The organism is Legionella sp. W05-934-2, from assembly GCF_964199965.1.
In the GTDB taxonomy this organism is placed as follows: Bacteria; Pseudomonadota; Gammaproteobacteria; order Legionellales; family Legionellaceae; genus JAFIFT01.
Window position 1 is genome coordinate 22445 of record NZ_CAXMZT010000006.1, and the last position, 15402, is coordinate 37846.

Sequence of the window (15402 nt, forward strand, 5' to 3'; positions counted from 1 at the left end):
ATTGGTATGTATAAAATGCCTTCTAGAACGCTTATCTCGCAAGAACTAGCCAGTTATTTAAATGCGATATCCCACGCGCATCGTATCCGAATTATAGAAGAACTCTATACAGGTGAAAAAGATGTTACAAGTTTATCTAATTTATTAGAAATAAGTCACTCATCTGTTTCACAACACCTCTCCGTTTTAAGAGCAAAAAAAATGGTGGACCAACGAAAAGAAGGTAATCGCGTGTTTTATCGATTAGTCCAACCCAAATTAGCCAAATGGTTGTTAGAAGGTATTGAGTTCATTGAGGCCGGGTTTCAGTCACAACAATTGATTCGCAATGCGTCCTTTCAAGCTAAAATGCTTTGGGGTTGCGATGTGAGTCAGCCAGTAAAATAAATGATATCAAATAACACCGATTGACAATGCAATTCCTGGAGCACTGATATGGTAAACACGGTTAAAAACGATGTTGCAGCAAGCATTGTTGTATTCTTTGTTGCCCTCCCCTTATGCCTTGGAATTGCTTTAGCTTCGGGTGCACCTTTATTTTCTGGAATTATTGCAGGGATTGTTGGAGGAATAGTTGTTGGGCTAGCAAGCGGTTCTGCTTTAGGTGTCAGTGGTCCAGCTGCCGGTTTAGCCGTTATCGTGTTAAACGCTTTAAGTGTTTTAAATTCCTGGTCAGCCTTTTTACTTGCAGTGGTGCTGTCGGGGGGAATGCAACTTATGATGGGCTATGCGCGCACCGGGTTTATTGCCCATTTTTTTCCATCCTCCGTCATCAAAGGGATGTTAACAGGTATAGGTTTGTTAATTATATTAAAACAAATTCCTCATGCATTCGGATATGACAAAGATTATGTCGGTGAATTATCATTTTTTCAGCCCGATGGTGAAACCACGTTAAGCTCCCTCATTAAAATGTTTGACGCTTTTACCCCCGGGGCAGTCACGATTTCCTTAATATCTATTATCCTCTTGATAATTTGGGACAAAGTGTTGACTAAAAAGCACAAGCTGTTCCAGGTTTTACAAGGACCCGTTGCTGTAGTTATCTTAGGTGTCATTGTCAACATGCTATTCAAAATACATGCCCCCGAATTTTACCTTAATCAAGAGCATTTAGTGTCATTACCCGTGGCCTCTTCTGTGACTGATTTTTTTCATCAGTTCACGATGCCAAATCTATCAGAGATTACTAATTATTTGGTTTGGAAAGTAGCGATTGTGTTAGCCTTAGTAGCAAGCCTTGAGACATTGCTTTGTGTCGAAGCAACCGATAAATTAGATCCTTATAAACGAATCACACCCACCAACCGAGAATTGAAAGCACAAGGGCTTGGCAATATAGTTTCTGGCATGATTGGCGGGCTACCAATCACACAAGTCATCATTAGAAGCAGCGCCAATATAACGTTCGGTGGACAAACGAAATTATCTACCATTCTTCATGGTATATACATTCTTATCAGTTCTATTGCGATAGCCAATTGGTTAAATATGATACCACTCGCTAGTTTAGCCGCTATCCTCATATTCATTGGCTATAAGCTTGCAAACCCGGCTCTGTTTAAAAGAATGATACACCTAGGTGATGAGCAATTTGTGCCCTTTATTGCCACAGTAATAGGCATTTTAGCTACCGACTTGCTAATTGGTATCCTTATTGGCATTGGATTCGGTATCTTTTATACCTTAAGACACAGCTATCGTAACTCCTATTACATGAAAAAAATGTCTTCCAAGGAAAATACACATATTATTCATCACTTAACGTTAGCGGAAGAAGTATCCTTCTTTAATAAAGCAAGTATTATCAAAGCGTTAGATGAAATTCCTGCTGGTTCTGGCGTCATCATCGATTGCAGTAATTCAAAGTCAATCGCCTATGATGTGGTCGAGTTTATCAAAGATTATAAGAGTAATGCTCAGAGGAAAAATATATCGGTCGAAACCATTGGTTTCATCGAGCCAAACTAACATCATACGCAGTTAAATTAGAGGGGATATTTAATGAAAACGTTAACCAAAGAACTGCAAGAAAAAATAACACCAGAAATCGCAGTAGAATTATTGAAAAGAGGCAATGAACGTTTTGTTAATAATCTCAAAATTAATCGTAATTTACTCCAACAGGCCAACGAAACCTCCGATGGGCAACATCCCTTTGCCGTGATTTTAAGTTGCATTGACTCGAGAACGTCTGCTGAGATCATTTTTGATCAAGGACTCGGCGATATTTTTAGTATCCGTGTGGCTGGCAATATTATCAATGAAGACATCCTTGGCAGCATGGAATTTGGTTGTCAAGTCGCCGGCGCAAAACTAATCGTCGTCCTAGGCCACAGCAAATGCGGAGCAATAAAAGGAGCTTGTGATCACGTGGAGATGGGAAATTTATCCGCCTTATTAGAGAAAATCAAACCCGCAATCGATGACGAAGATACTGAAGTAAATAATCGAACCTCGAACAATCCCGAGTTTGTGGAAAAAGTAGCCCATATTAATGTCAAAAAGACGATCGATGCTATTCTTGACCGAAGCCTTATTTTAAAAAAACTCATTGAATCAGGCCAGTGCGGCATTATTGGTGGGATGTATGACGTATCCACAGGTCAAGTTACCTTTGACGAAGATTTAACAAACAGCTAGATATATCAATCTGTTACATGTTAAACAACGATAATTGGATTTAGCGACCACCGATGTCATTGACCCGATTAGTTTGGGAAGATGGATTTTAGCTTTCGCCACAACATTTTAGGCAGACAATGCCGCCAATAATTTATTAAGCATTACCGTTGGTGTAGCCCATTTATAGCTGTCTGGCAGGATGTCTTTTAACTCACCAATACACCAAAAAGTGAAAATAAGGAGACTTTAAGTAAAGGGTCCTGTCACATCATTTCCATTTTGTAAAAGACAGATAACCCACACTTGCTAGGGGTGACGGCTAAGTTGTCCGGCGCGCCGCATCTTAGCTGGCAGTGTTATCCATTCGGTTTTAAATCCTAATTTTTTGAGCGACTTATCATACAGCTTAGCCACTTTTTTAACGCCATTCAGATTAAAGGTGCCGCTATTGATGTTGACTGTTTTTTGGATAAATTCAATTTCTTGCTTTTCATTTTGATGGATGATTGCGACGATCTTTTTTTCATTTGCATCGAGCTCGCCTTTAGCATGAGCACCAAAGCAAACCAACATCAGTAGTATCAATAGTCCTTTCGACATTCTTGTCCTCCATCCTAGATTCCAATGCTGCAAACTTATCATTTCATTTTAATTCAACCTGAAGAGATTAAAACCCAATTCAATCCTGGTTCAGTTGTCTTTCCGTCTCTTTAGTGCCGATAGAAATGTAATCTAACGTCTGAGCTCCAGGACCATCCGCTTTAAGTAGAGCGGCGAGCATCCTAAGTGATTTCTAAAATTTCATAAATAAATCTTGTTTTCTAGTAGGAAATGACACGCAATAATTTGGTTTCACTTTTTTTGTTTCAACTTAATCTTTGTACCGGACAATTTTTTAAAAAAGCCGTCTTTGCGAACGTAGTGAAGCAATCTAGAACAGATTTCTGTTCAGAGATCGAACTGGATTGCTTCGCAAAGCTCGCAACGACAGTGCTTTTAAAAAATTGTCCGGCACAAAGCAACTTAATTGTCAATACTGGCCTATTAATGTTTTGTTAATATATAATATGTACAATACATTCTCATTCAATTAGATATATTTTAACCCCATGCCTAAACAAGATATGCTGACCGGTGGCTGTGGAACGTATGCCATTGATGTTAACGCTTTTTATCAATATTGGATGCCCTGCCAACAAACGTCTGTTCATCCATATTATGTCGATTCGTATAAAACTAAGATTCAACATGGCAGTGAAATTCTAGCACCGCTTTTGCAATCTATCGATTTTGATAACGATAAGATATGTATTCGAACCCTCGATGGTCGCCACCGAATCGCCGCGGCCAAAGAGTCGGGTGTTTCAATTATCCATGTTCGGATGAGCGAGAAGTTGTATTCTCAAATACAAGAGATATTTCCGGGCGTGATTCTAAATTTGAAATCTGAATCTGCATGCGAGAAAAATGAGGAAAAAGAAGAAGACACCTACCTTGACGATCTTGCGTATTTTAAAAACTTTTTTGCCAAACAAAAAAAGATGGGCGTAAGTAACGCTCCTCAAAATAAAGAAAATTTTACTAACACGAGAACCCTCTGATATACGCATACTCTTGATATAGATAAACTCAGGTTTTACGCCCCCAAGCATTAGAGTAGACCCATGCGATACTCAACTTTTCAAGGAACGTATCCCTTTTTTTCCCTAAACGCTAGATATGAACGAGCGCTTCTTCAGAAGCAGGTGATTTGGCCAACAAACCATCATATTCTTGAGTGGCGTGATTATTTTTTGTGATATCTGAAATGGTATAGTAAATACCGTTTATGGGATCTTTTCCTTTAAGTTGATAGTTCTTTATAAGCGCCTCTAAATCATAGACCTGATTTCCTCCCATGACACATACGGGAATCTGAGGCAACCCTAACGTAATAGCACATAGCAGGTCTTTATCCATTGGATGTCCTTCTAATTGAGAAACTTTTTGAAATCCTGCAAATCCTGGCCGATGACGAAAACTGGTTATTTCCATTTTTAGAACCGGGTTAAATTGCGGGTAATACTGAACTAATAAGTCCTTCGACTCAGGATAGATGTCAATAAGCCATTTTATATTTAATTCATCCTCACTGGGAATTTTATTGAAAAAACGATGCCTTGAAATCTGTCCATCGCGCGTGCGATTGACGGCGTTCACATAAGCGCGTTTTTCTCCAGTAAACTTTTCTAAAACAGATTCTCTTGCCTCCAACCCAAGTTCAAGGGCAAGGGTTTCAAAGTCACTTTGAGTTTTGTTGATTAATCCGGTCACTAACACGTCGACTGCTGATTCATCACAATAACTCATGATTAATTTTGCAAGGTTGGAAATAACTGTTTTAGGTGGCTCGTTTACCTGGATTAACTCAAAACTTTTAACTAATTCAACCGGGTAGCCATTACGCCATAATCGAGCATAGGGTCTGGTAACGGTTTCCTTGCCATTGAGCAGGTAAGTCATCTTCATGGCATCCTGAACATACCGTGCGGTATTTAAATCCATTTGGGCTTTTAGGCGAGTATCTTGTTGGATAATCTGTAATTTTTTCACGTTGCCATCGATTCTTTGTTCAATTTCATTGATTATAGGATGGATTGAAAATGATTTTTTCACGTTCGTTAATGTCGATTTTAGAAAGGCATTACTGTCTAATAACAATTGCCGCTTAATATACAATTCAAGAAAAGGACAATTATCTGCAAGAATTTTTATGAGATAGTCGGATAATTCCTGTGCAATACCATTTAAAATAAGTTGCGCTCGCTCATCAAAATAATCACCTGAATAAAGCGAAAAAATATCAAAAACATAACCAATGGACAGTAACCTATTCGCTTCATCAACAGCCGAACCAAGGATTGCTGGTGAGCTTGGTGATTTCGTCAGTGCAAATTCTCTTAAGGCCTTCCTATTATTGATATTCATAGAAGATAAATAACACTTATAAAAGTTGACAGCATCACTCACTTTTGAGAAATATTGTATGGAATTCTGGACAAAATAGTCTGTTTCTAAATTTTCGACTTGTTCTTTAGTTAAATCCCTGAACTTGGACAGCTTTGCTTTCACTTTTGCGATATTGATGGCTTTCGATTGAGGCTCAAACGCTTTCAAAATTGCGCGTTCCAATTGAGCCTTCACTTCCTTTTGATACTGTTCAATAAACTTATCAGATAGAATGCAATCCAATGCTAACTGCAACTGATTGTTAGCCATAGCATAGGATTGATCAACAATCCTTAATAAATCACTCATGGTATTTGACATTAGATTTTACTTCTCTGCTAAAAAATTAATTAGTCGAACTCTCCACGTACGTACCTTTGCGTTGGACAATTTCTCAAAGGCACCGTCGTTGCAAGCTTTGCGAAGCAATCCAGTTCGATCTCTGAACAAAAGTCCGTTCTGGATTGCTTCACTACGTTCGCAATGACGGCGTAATTTAAAAATAAACCGGGACAAAGCGCACAGAGTCTTTAAAAGTGCAGCGTAATATCTGTGTGATATGTGGTCAAGTGTTTTGACATGAAATTAAACTAAGTTAACTTGTTTAAAACAATGGCTAGAATCCACATAGCTAACATGAATGATAAGAGGTCTCAACCAATTTATTGCTGAATCGGGTATAACCCTTATCTTCTATGCTCAATCATTAGAACATGGGGAAACCATAATGCGGAATCTGAATTTCATCAAAAAGAAAACTATCATAATCCATTTTTTGCGGTCGAGTGCTTTGATCGCTTGAATGTGAGTGGTGTCGATGAGAGGTCTTGTCTTTCGTTTTGTTCGTGCAAGCTATTATGAGCAATACCTACCGAAAACCTCATCGCTTCAAACTGAACTGGATGCGGTGTTTAGTGTCCTGGAAGTCATTGCTCAACCCTCGGGGACCGCATCGCCAGAACGCCCAGAAGTTGGCAAAACTATTTGGCGAAACATTGCCGACCTAACCCACCTAACTTATTATTTCCAGTCGCAACACCAGCGTCAATTAATCTCAGCCACGCTCGCAAAATTCAATTTTAATGAAGGTGCCCCTATTGCAGAATTTGACCCCAAAAACCACTCAACCCTCACCGGTGATGTATCCGATTTCTTTAAGGCAGCATCATAGTTTGGCTGCATTTTTTGGGGGGTAATGACGTTTAAACCATACAATAGGCTTCAAGCTGAGCGTTACCTAGATTGACTAAATTAATTTGTGCGCCCGAGTCAGCACTAACCGAGTGACATGAATACCCAATAGAAAAGCATAAGGTGATGCTCAAGGATATATCCACTTTGATTGGATATTGACCTTATATGTTTAATCAACTTAGTTTAACAAAAAAAGGTATAAAGCGGCTGAAGCAAGCCACATAAATAGCATGAGCATGCTTAAAATAGCGGCGAAACGATTACGGGCGATAGTCCATACAATCATGAATTTGGAAACATAACTGGCGGTAATAGCAAGACTTAAAATCTCCAATGCCTGAGTTATGGTAATTTGATGATTAACAAATAATACTGCTATCGCATAAGTCATACCCTGTAGTTCAAATAAACCAGTAATAAAGGCCAGTGGATAAATAGCTTGTTCGCCAATAACACGTTTGGTTAGGGTAACTAAAACCAAAATGCTAATTAACACGGTTGCAAGAATGACTATCGATTTTATCTCAAGCGGTTTTAACGAGGATTTGACCGTTTTGTTCGCTGCTAATTTTTGATGCCATACAAAAAATCCATACAAGCATCCCAATATAATCATTGGGAGAATAATTGGTGTGATTCTTAAGGCTAATTTTGGCGAAACAAGGATTAACACAATAAGGAATTCAACCAATGTTCCAATGATGGCAAACACCGCGGCAATGAGGAGTGCCGATAAGGATTTCCGAGTTTTCGAGTTAGCTGATAAAGTTGCAAACACGGCAGTACTTGAAACCATTCCTCCTAAAAATCCCGTGAAAACCATACCGAAGGTCTCACCAAAAATGCGAATGGCTAAATGACTGCCAAATTGAATAATCGATAAAACCAATATAAGGAAACCGAATTGCTGTGGGTTAAATAATTGCCATGGATCAATCGTCTTGTTTGGTATAAAAGATAATATCCCTAAAGAAATGATTAGAATGGTGACAACTGCTTGAAGTTCTGCTTGAGTAATTTGATCCCTGGCAAATTGGTGCAAACTTTTACGACCTAACAGTAACAGCAAACAGGTAAAACCAATCGATAAACTCAGCAACGGATTTTTGGATGCTAAAATCCCCAATAAATAGACAAGACCGGCTGATATTTCAGTCGTTATAGCAGGCGATTCTCTAAATTTAGCTTTACGCTGATAATTCATCAGCAAGATTATAAAGACGAAAAAACTCGCTGTTAGTGTAATCATCGTTAAATTCAATTCAGCAACAACCACACCAAATAAAGCGTAGAGAATAAAAGTTCTCATACCAACATCATGGTCGCCTTTGGGAATATTGCGCTCTCGCTCAATGCCAATGAGAAGTCCAATGACAAAGGCTATAGCAAATGGTTGCAGTTGTTCAAACATAGTTTCCCCGAGTATAATCAAGGTGTTGCAAATGACATTTCATTTGATTGTAATATAGACTCAAGATACGTCAAAGCCTAACGATGGCTTTAATCTTATACTGGAGTTATCGAACGATGAATAATGCCATCCACATTATTGCAATTGGCTCTCCGTTCGGGGATGACCGATTAGGGTGGGAGATGGCTCGGCAATTAACCGAGATTCTGCCTAAAACCATCTCAATCTTATCGCTTGATCGCCCAGGCATGTCGTTATTGTCCTATTTTAATCATGAAACAGGTGTTTTATTAATCGATGCTGTTCAATCAGGCGCCCCCCCTGGCACCATTCACTGGCTGGAAGGCGAAGATATTCCCAAAGCCCAACAGCCAACCTCTTCCCACGGCATTGGCATTCGCGAAGTATTTCAATTAGGTAAAACGTTAAATATACTGCCGCAGCAACTTAATTTTTGTGGCATTGAGCGCGATCCTGCATGGCAATCAATTGATGCCCTTTCCCCAGCTCTTTTAAAGTCGATACCCCTATTGCTGGAGCAAATAACCAATTTTATTCACTCGCCTGCTTGCAAAACTCCCTAGGGAAGGCCTTTCAAACTTTTGCTTGTGTTTAATCCCACAATTTTCTAGACTTAGTTTCAGGTCAATATTTTAAAAATTCATTATGCCTACTTCATTCTTAGCCCTTATCCCGATGGTATTTATGCTAGGTCTAAGACATGGCTTTGATTTAGATCATTTGGCAACCATTGATGCGATGACACGTAGTGTCAACCAAAAAGTGTTTTATGCGCGTTTGTGTGGATTTTTCTTTTCGTTAGGCCATGGCATCGTCGTCATTTTGGTTAGTTTAATTATTAGCCGCGGCCTATTATCAACGCATATTCCCAGTTGGCTTGATACCCTCGGTCAGTTAATATCCGTCCTTTTTTTGCTGTTGTTCAGTTTCATTACTTTATGGCAATCTTTAATCAGCAAAACCAATCCTGGTTTTGGGGTTAAGACCAGGCTGAGTCACCGGTTATTACCAAAAAATTTAACCCCCATCATGATGATGACCGTTGGTGCTTTATTTGCATTATCGTTTGACACCTTCAGCCAGGTCGCCCTCTTTACCATCACCGCTAACCAGTTAAAAGGCGGACTCTTACCCGTATTTTTTGGCCTAATTTTTATGATGGGTATGATAGTGTCGGATGGTTTAAATGGTCTTGTTGTCTCACGGTTATTAGTGAGCGCCAATGAGTTCTCAACAACTCTTTATCGCCTAGCCGGTTTGTTAATAGCCGCGTTTAGTTTTAGTATTGGCAGCATTGGGTTGTTCAACTTGGTTTGGGGTAGCTGATGCATGAGCTATCCATTTGTAAAAATATCTTATCGACTGTTCTTGATTACCATCAACAACACAAAAAATCGAGAACCATCAAATCCATTCAAATAGCGATTGGCCAATTAACCCATATCGATATTGCAAGCTTACGATTTAATTTTGCTGTGATTGCTCGTAACACGGCCGCTGAAAATGCTATGCTTGATATTAATCAAATTGATGCCAAAGCGGAATGCAATGCTTGTAACCGAGTATTTTCCTTAAAAAATTATTATGACCCTTGTCCTAATTGTCAGCAGCATTCTAAGACGATCTTGCAAGGTGAAGAAATGACCATTACTTCAATGGAGATTCAATAATGTGTGGAATATGTGGCTGTTCTGATACCAATAATCATCCTAATGATGTTCATCATCACCATCATCATGACCATGGGCATACCGTTCCAATTGAACAAGCTATTATGGCAGAAAACCATCGATATGCTGCACAAAATGCCGCTTATTTTGCTCAAAAAAATATGTTGGCCATCAACCTCATGTCAAGCCCGGGATCTGGCAAAACAACCCTGCTTAGCCATACCATCGCTCACCTACCTAAATCAACACCCGCTGCCATTATTGTGGGCGACCAACAAACCGATGCCGATGCAAAGCAATTACAGCAAAGTGGGGCCCAGGCATTACAAATCAATACAGGCCAAGTTTGCCATTTGGATGCGCACAATTTAGGTCATGCGCTGCAAACCATGAATTTAGCTAACAATTCACTGTTGTTTATCGAAAATATTGGCAACCTTGTCTGCCCAGCCTTATTTTCTCTGGGAGAACATCGCCGCATCGTCATTCTCTCAGTAACAGAAGGGGAAAATAAACCATTAAAATATCCGGATATGTTTCGTATTGCCGATTTAGTATTGATCAGTAAAATCGATCTATTGCCCTATATCGACTTTGATATTGACTTATGCGAAACCTACATCAAGCAAATTCAGCCTAATGCAGCAATCATCCGATTATCCAGCAAAAGTCACGATGGGATGGATTTATGGCTAAATTGGCTTCAAAAAGCCTATAAGATGCGACATGCCGAGCAAACGATATAAACTCCTGGTAAAAGGCACCGTACAAGGCGTTGGTTTTCGTCCTTACGTTTTTAACCTTGCTAAACAATTCCGTTTAACCGGCTTTGTTCACAACCAAGGTGACGGTGTGGCAATTGAAATCCAAGGAAGCCAAGCAAATTATTTTAAAACACAATTACCTCAATCGCTGCCAAAGCTTGCCATCATCGAGGACATCTTAACGCAAGAAATAGCACTGATTGCCCAAGAAGATGACTTTGTTATCATGCCGAGCAAACTGACTCAAGGCATGACACTGATTTCGCCTGACATCAATGTCTGTGACGATTGTTTGACTGATTTATACAATGCGAACAGTCACTATCACCGTTATCCCTTCATCAATTGCACCCAATGCGGTCCGCGCTTTTCGATTATCCATTCCCTGCCCTATGACAGGCATCACACGAGTATGTCGCAATTTCACTTATGCACTCGATGCCAAACGGATTATGACAATCCTTGCAATCGAAGACATCATGCCCAACCTACCGCATGTGTTGAATGTGGCCCCACCTATTCGCTTTCAATCGCTGACATGGCCAAAAAAATTGAGGAAGGTCAAATTTTAGCGATCAAAAGTCTCGGCGGTTATCAATTAATTTGTGATGGCCACAACCAAGACACGCTCACACGATTACGAAACCGCAAAAACCGTCCCTTCAAACCCCTTGCTGTGATGGTTAGTGATCTGGCGGATGCGAGCTTTTTTGTCAAAATCAATGAGGCAGAGTCTGCTCAATTGAATTCAGATGCTCGCCCCATTGTTTTATTGAATAAATACAACGATAATCTAGCAGAAATCCTTGCGCCTGGTTTAAACCAGCTAGGCATGATGCTACCGTCCACCCCTTTTCATCATCTTCTAATGGATCACTTAACAAAAAATCCACAGAGGCCACGCATGTTGGTTATAACCAGTGCGAATCGTCCAGGTGATCCGATTTTGATTGACGATGATGATGCGAAACACCTATTAAATGACGTAGCTGATGATATCGTTGCCCATAACAGAAAAATTGTTGCGCACGTCGATGATTCAGTGATACAAATGATTGATGAAAAACCGATATTTGTACGCAGAGCCCGAGGCTATGTTCCCAATCCAATTAAATTAAACCGCCCCCTACCGCCCATTCTTGCACTCGGCGCCTCACAAAAAAATACCATTTGTATAATCCGTGACGATCAAGCATTTGTTTCCCAATATATTGGTAGCTTATCCAGCCCACTGAGCATTGATTATTTTGAGCAAACCATTAAACATTGGTTAAATTTACTTAACGTGACGCCAGAATACCTAGCGCACGACTGCCACCCTGATTTTTATAGTAGCCGATGGGCAGAGCAACACCCTCTTCCCAATTTTGCCATTCAACACCACCACTCCCACCTTGCTTCGGTTATTGCCGAACATCAAATTACGACACCCTGTCTGGGTTTAGCATTAGATGGTTATGGATATGGCCCAAATGGCGAGATTTGGGGCGGCGAGTTGATGAGATTAGATGAAGCAATTTGTCAACATTTGGGTCAATTAGAACCGCTCGCAATGATCGGTGGTGAACAAGCTATTCGCGAGCCTTGGCGCATGGCCGCGGCATTTTTACATCAGACAGGACGACGTGATGAAATTCTGCCACGATTTGGTCAACTACCCATGGCTAAACCACTATTGCAACTTCTAGATAGCCAACAAATCAAAACAGCCAAAACCAGTTCCTGTGGGCGATTGTTTGATACGGCAGCCGCGTTAGTGGGAATTGGTTGGCAATCCTCTTACGAAGGCCAAGCAGCGATGCAATTAGAAAGCCTTGTCACCAAACCATCGGTGTTACCCAATGGTTGGATTATCGGTGAACATAATTTATCGCTTATCCCTTTACTCCATCATCTCGTCGATTGTCATTCCCCTGAATCGGGTGCAAATTTATTCCACGGCACTTTGATTACAGCGATCACGGATTGGGTTGTTTATCATTGTCAAAAACAAGGCATCAATCAAGTTGTCCTATCCGGTGGGTGTATCACTAATCGGGTACTGGCAAGTGGCTTAAATAAAGCCCTAAAACAACAAAATATTCTTGTCTATTTTCCTCACCGATTGCCTGCTAATGATGGGGGAATTTCACTTGGACAGGCCTGGGTAACGGGCTTGTTAGTCTCTTAGCATGGGAGTGAGATATCTCCAGAGATAAACGCCCAAGCTAAACTAACAACTTTTAGCTTTTATTACCCATCAGTTATGGTAGTATAAAAACAATTTTTTATTCATTGCAGCACTCAAGCCGAACATTTACTAAGAAGTGAACAGCCTGTTGAATAATGAAAACCCGTTATCAATCGCTATGAATTTGGATTTCTTATGTGTCTAGCTATTCCAGCAAAAATCATTCACCATTTTCAGGATGAAATGGTTGAAATCGATATCGGTGGAGTTCGTAGGACCGTTTCTATTGCGTTGGTACCCAATGCAACCATTGGGGATTATTTGATCATTCATGCAGGCTATGCCCTGACATTGCTTAATGAAGAAGAAGCACTAAAAACAATCCAATTATTTGAAGACATGGTGGCGAAAGACCAATGAAGTATATTGAAGATTTTCGCAATGCCGAACATGCAAGTGCATTGGCCAAACGAATTGCAAATGAAGTCGTTTCCGATAGATATTATCAATTTATGGAATTTTGCGGAGGCCACACTCATGCGATTCATCGTTATGGCTTACCCAAGTTATTGCCAGCCAATGTTGAACTTATCCATGGTCCAGGCTGTCCAGTATGCGTTTTACCCATTGCCAGACTGGATAAAGCAATCGCCCTTGCTCAATTACCCAATACCATATTAGCAACCTACGCTGATATGATGCGAGTACCCGGGTCAAATCGTAAAAGTTTGATGCAAGAGCGCGCAAGAGGCGCGGATGTCCGAATGATATACTCCGTTGACGATGCTTTAACGTTAGCGAAAGATAATCCAAGCAAACAAATTATATTTTTTGCTATTGGCTTTGAAACAACCACTCCCCCCACTGCCATCGCCATTGTCAAAGCCAAGGCACTGAATTTATCTAATTTTTCGGTCTTTTGTAACCATGTGCTGACTCCGCCAGCCATGGCTGGATTACTGGCCGGCGGTGATGTCAAGTTAGATGGTTTCATTGGCCCTGCCCATGTGAGTATCGTTACTGGCGCAAAGGCTTATCAACCTGTGGCGAAAGAGTATTGCAAGCCGATTGTCATTGCTGGATTCGAGCCGATTGATATATTGCATTCCATCTTAATGCTCATTGAAAAAGTGAACCAAAATCAATCGGATGTCAGCATTCAATATACGCGTGCAGTGACGCATGATGGCAATCTGAGCGCCCAACATTTAATGCAAGAAATATTTCAAATACGGGATCACTTTGAATGGCGTGGATTAGGCAGCATTCCTCGCAGTGCGTTAGCGATTGCACCGGCTTACCATGCATTTGATGCCGAAAATCGATTCCCCCTGGAAGACACCAAATCGAAAGAACACCCAACTTGTCAATGCGGGGATGTGCTCCGTGGAAAATCAAAACCTCATCAATGCCCCTTATTCGCTAAAATCTGCACCCCCGAGAATCCCCTCGGCTCTTGTATGGTATCATCGGAAGGAGCTTGCGCAGCTATCTATGCCTATGGACGGGAGACATGAATTGGCAGCCGTTAAACTGAACTTAAACAAAGAGTGTATTACCATGCAACATGGCAGCGGTGGGCGAGCTATGGTGCAATTAATTGAACAAATTTTTAGACCTGCGTTTACAAATCCGATCTTAGCACAACAAAATGATGGGGCTAGTTTCAAGGTTGAAGCAGGCCGTATGGTCACCACAACCGATGCCCATGTGGTTCACCCTTTATTTTTTCCGGGTGGCGATATCGGCTGTTTATCCGTTCATGGCACTATCAATGATTTAGCCATGTGTGGGGCAAAGCCGCTCTATCTCACCGCCAGCTTCATTCTCGAAGAAGGCTTACCATTAGCCGATTTAAAGAAAATTGCTGATTCGATGGGAGAGGCTGCGAAAGCCGCTGAGGTTGTTATTGTCGCAGGCGACACGAAAGTCGTCGAACGAGGTCATGGCGATGGTGTTTTTATTAGCACCACGGGCATTGGCGTCCTGCCTGTAGGGGTTCATTTATCGGGAAACCAGGCCCAAGTGGGTGATGTGATACTACTAAGCGGCCCCATTGGTGACCACGGGGTCGCCATCATGGCCCAACGCAACCACCTCGATTTTTTCACTAGCCTACAATCAGATACCTGTGCATTACACGATTTGGTTGCGCACATGCTTGCTAACAGTAATGGCATAAGATGTTTACGCGATCCAACCCGTGGCGGCCTAGCCACGACCTTAAATGAACTAGCACAACAATCTCAAGTGGGAATGTGCATTGATGAAAGGCTTATTCCTGTTCGTCAAGAAGTAGCCAGTGCTTGTGAATTACTTGGCCTTGACCCGCTTTATATCGCTAATGAAGGTAAGTTAGTAGCCATTGTCGCACCCAATGAGGCAGAAGCTTGCTTATCGGCCATGCATCAACATCCATTAGGTAAACAAGCAACCATAATTGGCGAAGTCATTCACGACTCACGCCAATTCGTCCATCTCAATACCCGATTGGGTGGGCGTCGTATTGTTGATTGGTTGGCTGGTGAACAACTTCCTCGCATTTGTTAGCTAAAGCCT

General features: G+C 41.0%; 16 protein-coding genes. 13 read left to right on the plus strand and 3 right to left on the minus strand.

The genetic code is table 11. The annotated features are described in order from the left end of the window. Window positions 1–15 precede the first annotated feature (15 nt). From AB3348_RS08080 to AB3348_RS08090, 3 genes are read left to right on the plus strand one after another with little or no spacing between them, the layout of a single operon-like run. Window positions 16–387, plus strand: coding sequence for an ArsR/SmtB family transcription factor (locus AB3348_RS08080; protein ID WP_367607090.1), 372 nt, complete (start codon window positions 16–18; stop codon window positions 385–387). Window positions 388–435: 48 nt separating this feature from the next. Continuing rightward, window positions 436–1971 (plus strand): SulP family inorganic anion transporter, encoded by a 1536-nt coding sequence (locus AB3348_RS08085; protein WP_367607091.1) that lies wholly within the window; start codon window positions 436–438, stop codon window positions 1969–1971. A 33-nt stretch (window positions 1972–2004) separates the two neighbouring features. Next, a complete protein-coding gene (locus tag AB3348_RS08090; protein ID WP_367607092.1) occupies window positions 2005–2643 on the plus strand; it encodes a carbonic anhydrase family protein in 639 nt (212 codons plus the stop codon). Window positions 2644–2931: 288 nt separating this feature from the next. Here the strand turns inward: AB3348_RS08090 and AB3348_RS08095 are convergent, their stop codons facing one another. Beyond that, window positions 2932–3225: a hypothetical protein gene (locus AB3348_RS08095; protein WP_367607093.1), complete on the minus strand. Its 294-nt coding sequence runs from the start codon at window positions 3223–3225 to the stop codon at window positions 2932–2934. A gap of 509 nt (window positions 3226–3734) precedes the next feature. On the opposite strand from AB3348_RS08095, the gene AB3348_RS08100 reads away from it, so the two are divergent. Then, a complete protein-coding gene (locus AB3348_RS08100) occupies window positions 3735–4226 on the plus strand; it encodes a hypothetical protein (RefSeq protein WP_367607094.1) in 492 nt (163 codons plus the stop codon). Window positions 4227–4338: 112 nt separating this feature from the next. Here the strand turns inward: AB3348_RS08100 and AB3348_RS08105 are convergent, their stop codons facing one another. Next, on the minus strand, window positions 4339–5922 hold the full coding sequence (locus AB3348_RS08105; RefSeq protein WP_367607095.1) for a hypothetical protein: 1584 nt from the start codon (window positions 5920–5922) through the stop codon (window positions 4339–4341). 508 nt (window positions 5923–6430) lie between these two features. On the opposite strand from AB3348_RS08105, the gene AB3348_RS08110 reads away from it, so the two are divergent. Next, window positions 6431–6784 carry a linear amide C-N hydrolase gene (locus AB3348_RS08110; protein WP_367607096.1) on the plus strand — a complete coding sequence of 118 codons (354 nt, stop codon included), beginning with the start codon at window positions 6431–6433 and terminating at the stop codon, window positions 6782–6784. Window positions 6785–6985: 201 nt separating this feature from the next. On the opposite strand, the gene AB3348_RS08115 is transcribed toward AB3348_RS08110, so the two are convergent. Next, window positions 6986–8218, minus strand: a complete 1233-nt coding sequence (locus AB3348_RS08115) for an MgtC/SapB family protein (RefSeq protein ID WP_367607097.1) — start codon at window positions 8216–8218, stop codon at window positions 6986–6988. Between the two features lie 116 nt (window positions 8219–8334). Here AB3348_RS08115 and AB3348_RS08120 point away from each other — a divergent pair, with 116 nt between their 5' ends. The 8 genes from AB3348_RS08120 to hypE all read left to right on the plus strand — a co-directional run bounded on the left by AB3348_RS08120 (window position 8335) and on the right by hypE (window position 15393). After that, window positions 8335–8802: a hydrogenase maturation protease gene (locus AB3348_RS08120; RefSeq protein ID WP_367607098.1), complete on the plus strand. Its 468-nt coding sequence runs from the start codon at window positions 8335–8337 to the stop codon at window positions 8800–8802. 82 nt (window positions 8803–8884) lie between these two features. Continuing rightward, complete coding sequence (locus tag AB3348_RS08125) at window positions 8885–9565, plus strand: DNA repair protein (RefSeq protein WP_367607099.1); 681 nt, start codon at window positions 8885–8887, stop codon at window positions 9563–9565. After that, on the plus strand, window positions 9565–9909 hold the full coding sequence (hypA, locus tag AB3348_RS08130; RefSeq protein ID WP_367607100.1) for a hydrogenase maturation nickel metallochaperone HypA: 345 nt from the start codon (window positions 9565–9567) through the stop codon (window positions 9907–9909). Before AB3348_RS08125 ends, hypA begins: the two co-directional genes overlap by 1 nt. Beyond that, the gene (gene hypB / locus AB3348_RS08135) at window positions 9909–10655 is read left to right on the plus strand and encodes a hydrogenase nickel incorporation protein HypB (RefSeq protein WP_367607101.1); all 747 of its coding nucleotides are present in this window, start codon (window positions 9909–9911) and stop codon (window positions 10653–10655) included. Before hypA ends, hypB begins: the two co-directional genes overlap by 1 nt. Beyond that, on the plus strand, window positions 10636–12843 hold the full coding sequence (hypF, locus tag AB3348_RS08140) for a carbamoyltransferase HypF (protein ID WP_367607102.1): 2208 nt from the start codon (window positions 10636–10638) through the stop codon (window positions 12841–12843). The genes hypB and hypF overlap by 20 nt, the downstream gene beginning before the upstream one ends. 195 nt (window positions 12844–13038) lie before the next feature. Further along, the gene (locus tag AB3348_RS08145; protein WP_367607103.1) at window positions 13039–13263 is read left to right on the plus strand and encodes a HypC/HybG/HupF family hydrogenase formation chaperone; all 225 of its coding nucleotides are present in this window, start codon (window positions 13039–13041) and stop codon (window positions 13261–13263) included. Beyond that, window positions 13260–14360 carry a hydrogenase formation protein HypD gene (gene hypD, locus AB3348_RS08150; RefSeq protein WP_367607104.1) on the plus strand — a complete coding sequence of 367 codons (1101 nt, stop codon included), beginning with the start codon at window positions 13260–13262 and terminating at the stop codon, window positions 14358–14360. Before AB3348_RS08145 ends, hypD begins: the two co-directional genes overlap by 4 nt. Continuing rightward, window positions 14344–15393 (plus strand): hydrogenase expression/formation protein HypE, encoded by a 1050-nt coding sequence (gene hypE / locus AB3348_RS08155; RefSeq protein ID WP_367607105.1) that lies wholly within the window; start codon window positions 14344–14346, stop codon window positions 15391–15393. Before hypD ends, hypE begins: the two co-directional genes overlap by 17 nt. The last annotated feature ends 9 nt before the right edge of the window (window positions 15394–15402 follow it).

Coding starts and splice junctions, on each gene's coding strand:
- hypA (WP_367607100.1), top strand. CDS start 9,565: ATGCATGAGCTATCCATTTGTAAAAATATCTTATCGACTGTTCTTGAT.
- AB3348_RS08105 (WP_367607095.1), bottom strand. CDS start 5,922: ATGAGTGATTTATTAAGGATTGTTGATCAATCCTATGCTATGGCTAAC.
- AB3348_RS08110 (WP_367607096.1), top strand. CDS start 6,431: ATGAGAGGTCTTGTCTTTCGTTTTGTTCGTGCAAGCTATTATGAGCAA.
- AB3348_RS08100 (WP_367607094.1), top strand. CDS start 3,735: ATGCCTAAACAAGATATGCTGACCGGTGGCTGTGGAACGTATGCCATT.
- AB3348_RS08145 (WP_367607103.1), top strand. CDS start 13,039: ATGTGTCTAGCTATTCCAGCAAAAATCATTCACCATTTTCAGGATGAA.
- AB3348_RS08095 (WP_367607093.1), bottom strand. CDS start 3,225: ATGTCGAAAGGACTATTGATACTACTGATGTTGGTTTGCTTTGGTGCT.
- AB3348_RS08120 (WP_367607098.1), top strand. CDS start 8,335: ATGAATAATGCCATCCACATTATTGCAATTGGCTCTCCGTTCGGGGAT.
- AB3348_RS08090 (WP_367607092.1), top strand. CDS start 2,005: ATGAAAACGTTAACCAAAGAACTGCAAGAAAAAATAACACCAGAAATC.
- hypB (WP_367607101.1), top strand. CDS start 9,909: ATGTGTGGAATATGTGGCTGTTCTGATACCAATAATCATCCTAATGAT.
- AB3348_RS08115 (WP_367607097.1), bottom strand. CDS start 8,218: ATGTTTGAACAACTGCAACCATTTGCTATAGCCTTTGTCATTGGACTT.
- hypF (WP_367607102.1), top strand. CDS start 10,636: ATGCCGAGCAAACGATATAAACTCCTGGTAAAAGGCACCGTACAAGGC.
- AB3348_RS08085 (WP_367607091.1), top strand. CDS start 436: ATGGTAAACACGGTTAAAAACGATGTTGCAGCAAGCATTGTTGTATTC.
- hypE (WP_367607105.1), top strand. CDS start 14,344: ATGGACGGGAGACATGAATTGGCAGCCGTTAAACTGAACTTAAACAAA.
- hypD (WP_367607104.1), top strand. CDS start 13,260: ATGAAGTATATTGAAGATTTTCGCAATGCCGAACATGCAAGTGCATTG.
- AB3348_RS08125 (WP_367607099.1), top strand. CDS start 8,885: ATGCCTACTTCATTCTTAGCCCTTATCCCGATGGTATTTATGCTAGGT.
- AB3348_RS08080 (WP_367607090.1), top strand. CDS start 16: ATGCCTTCTAGAACGCTTATCTCGCAAGAACTAGCCAGTTATTTAAAT.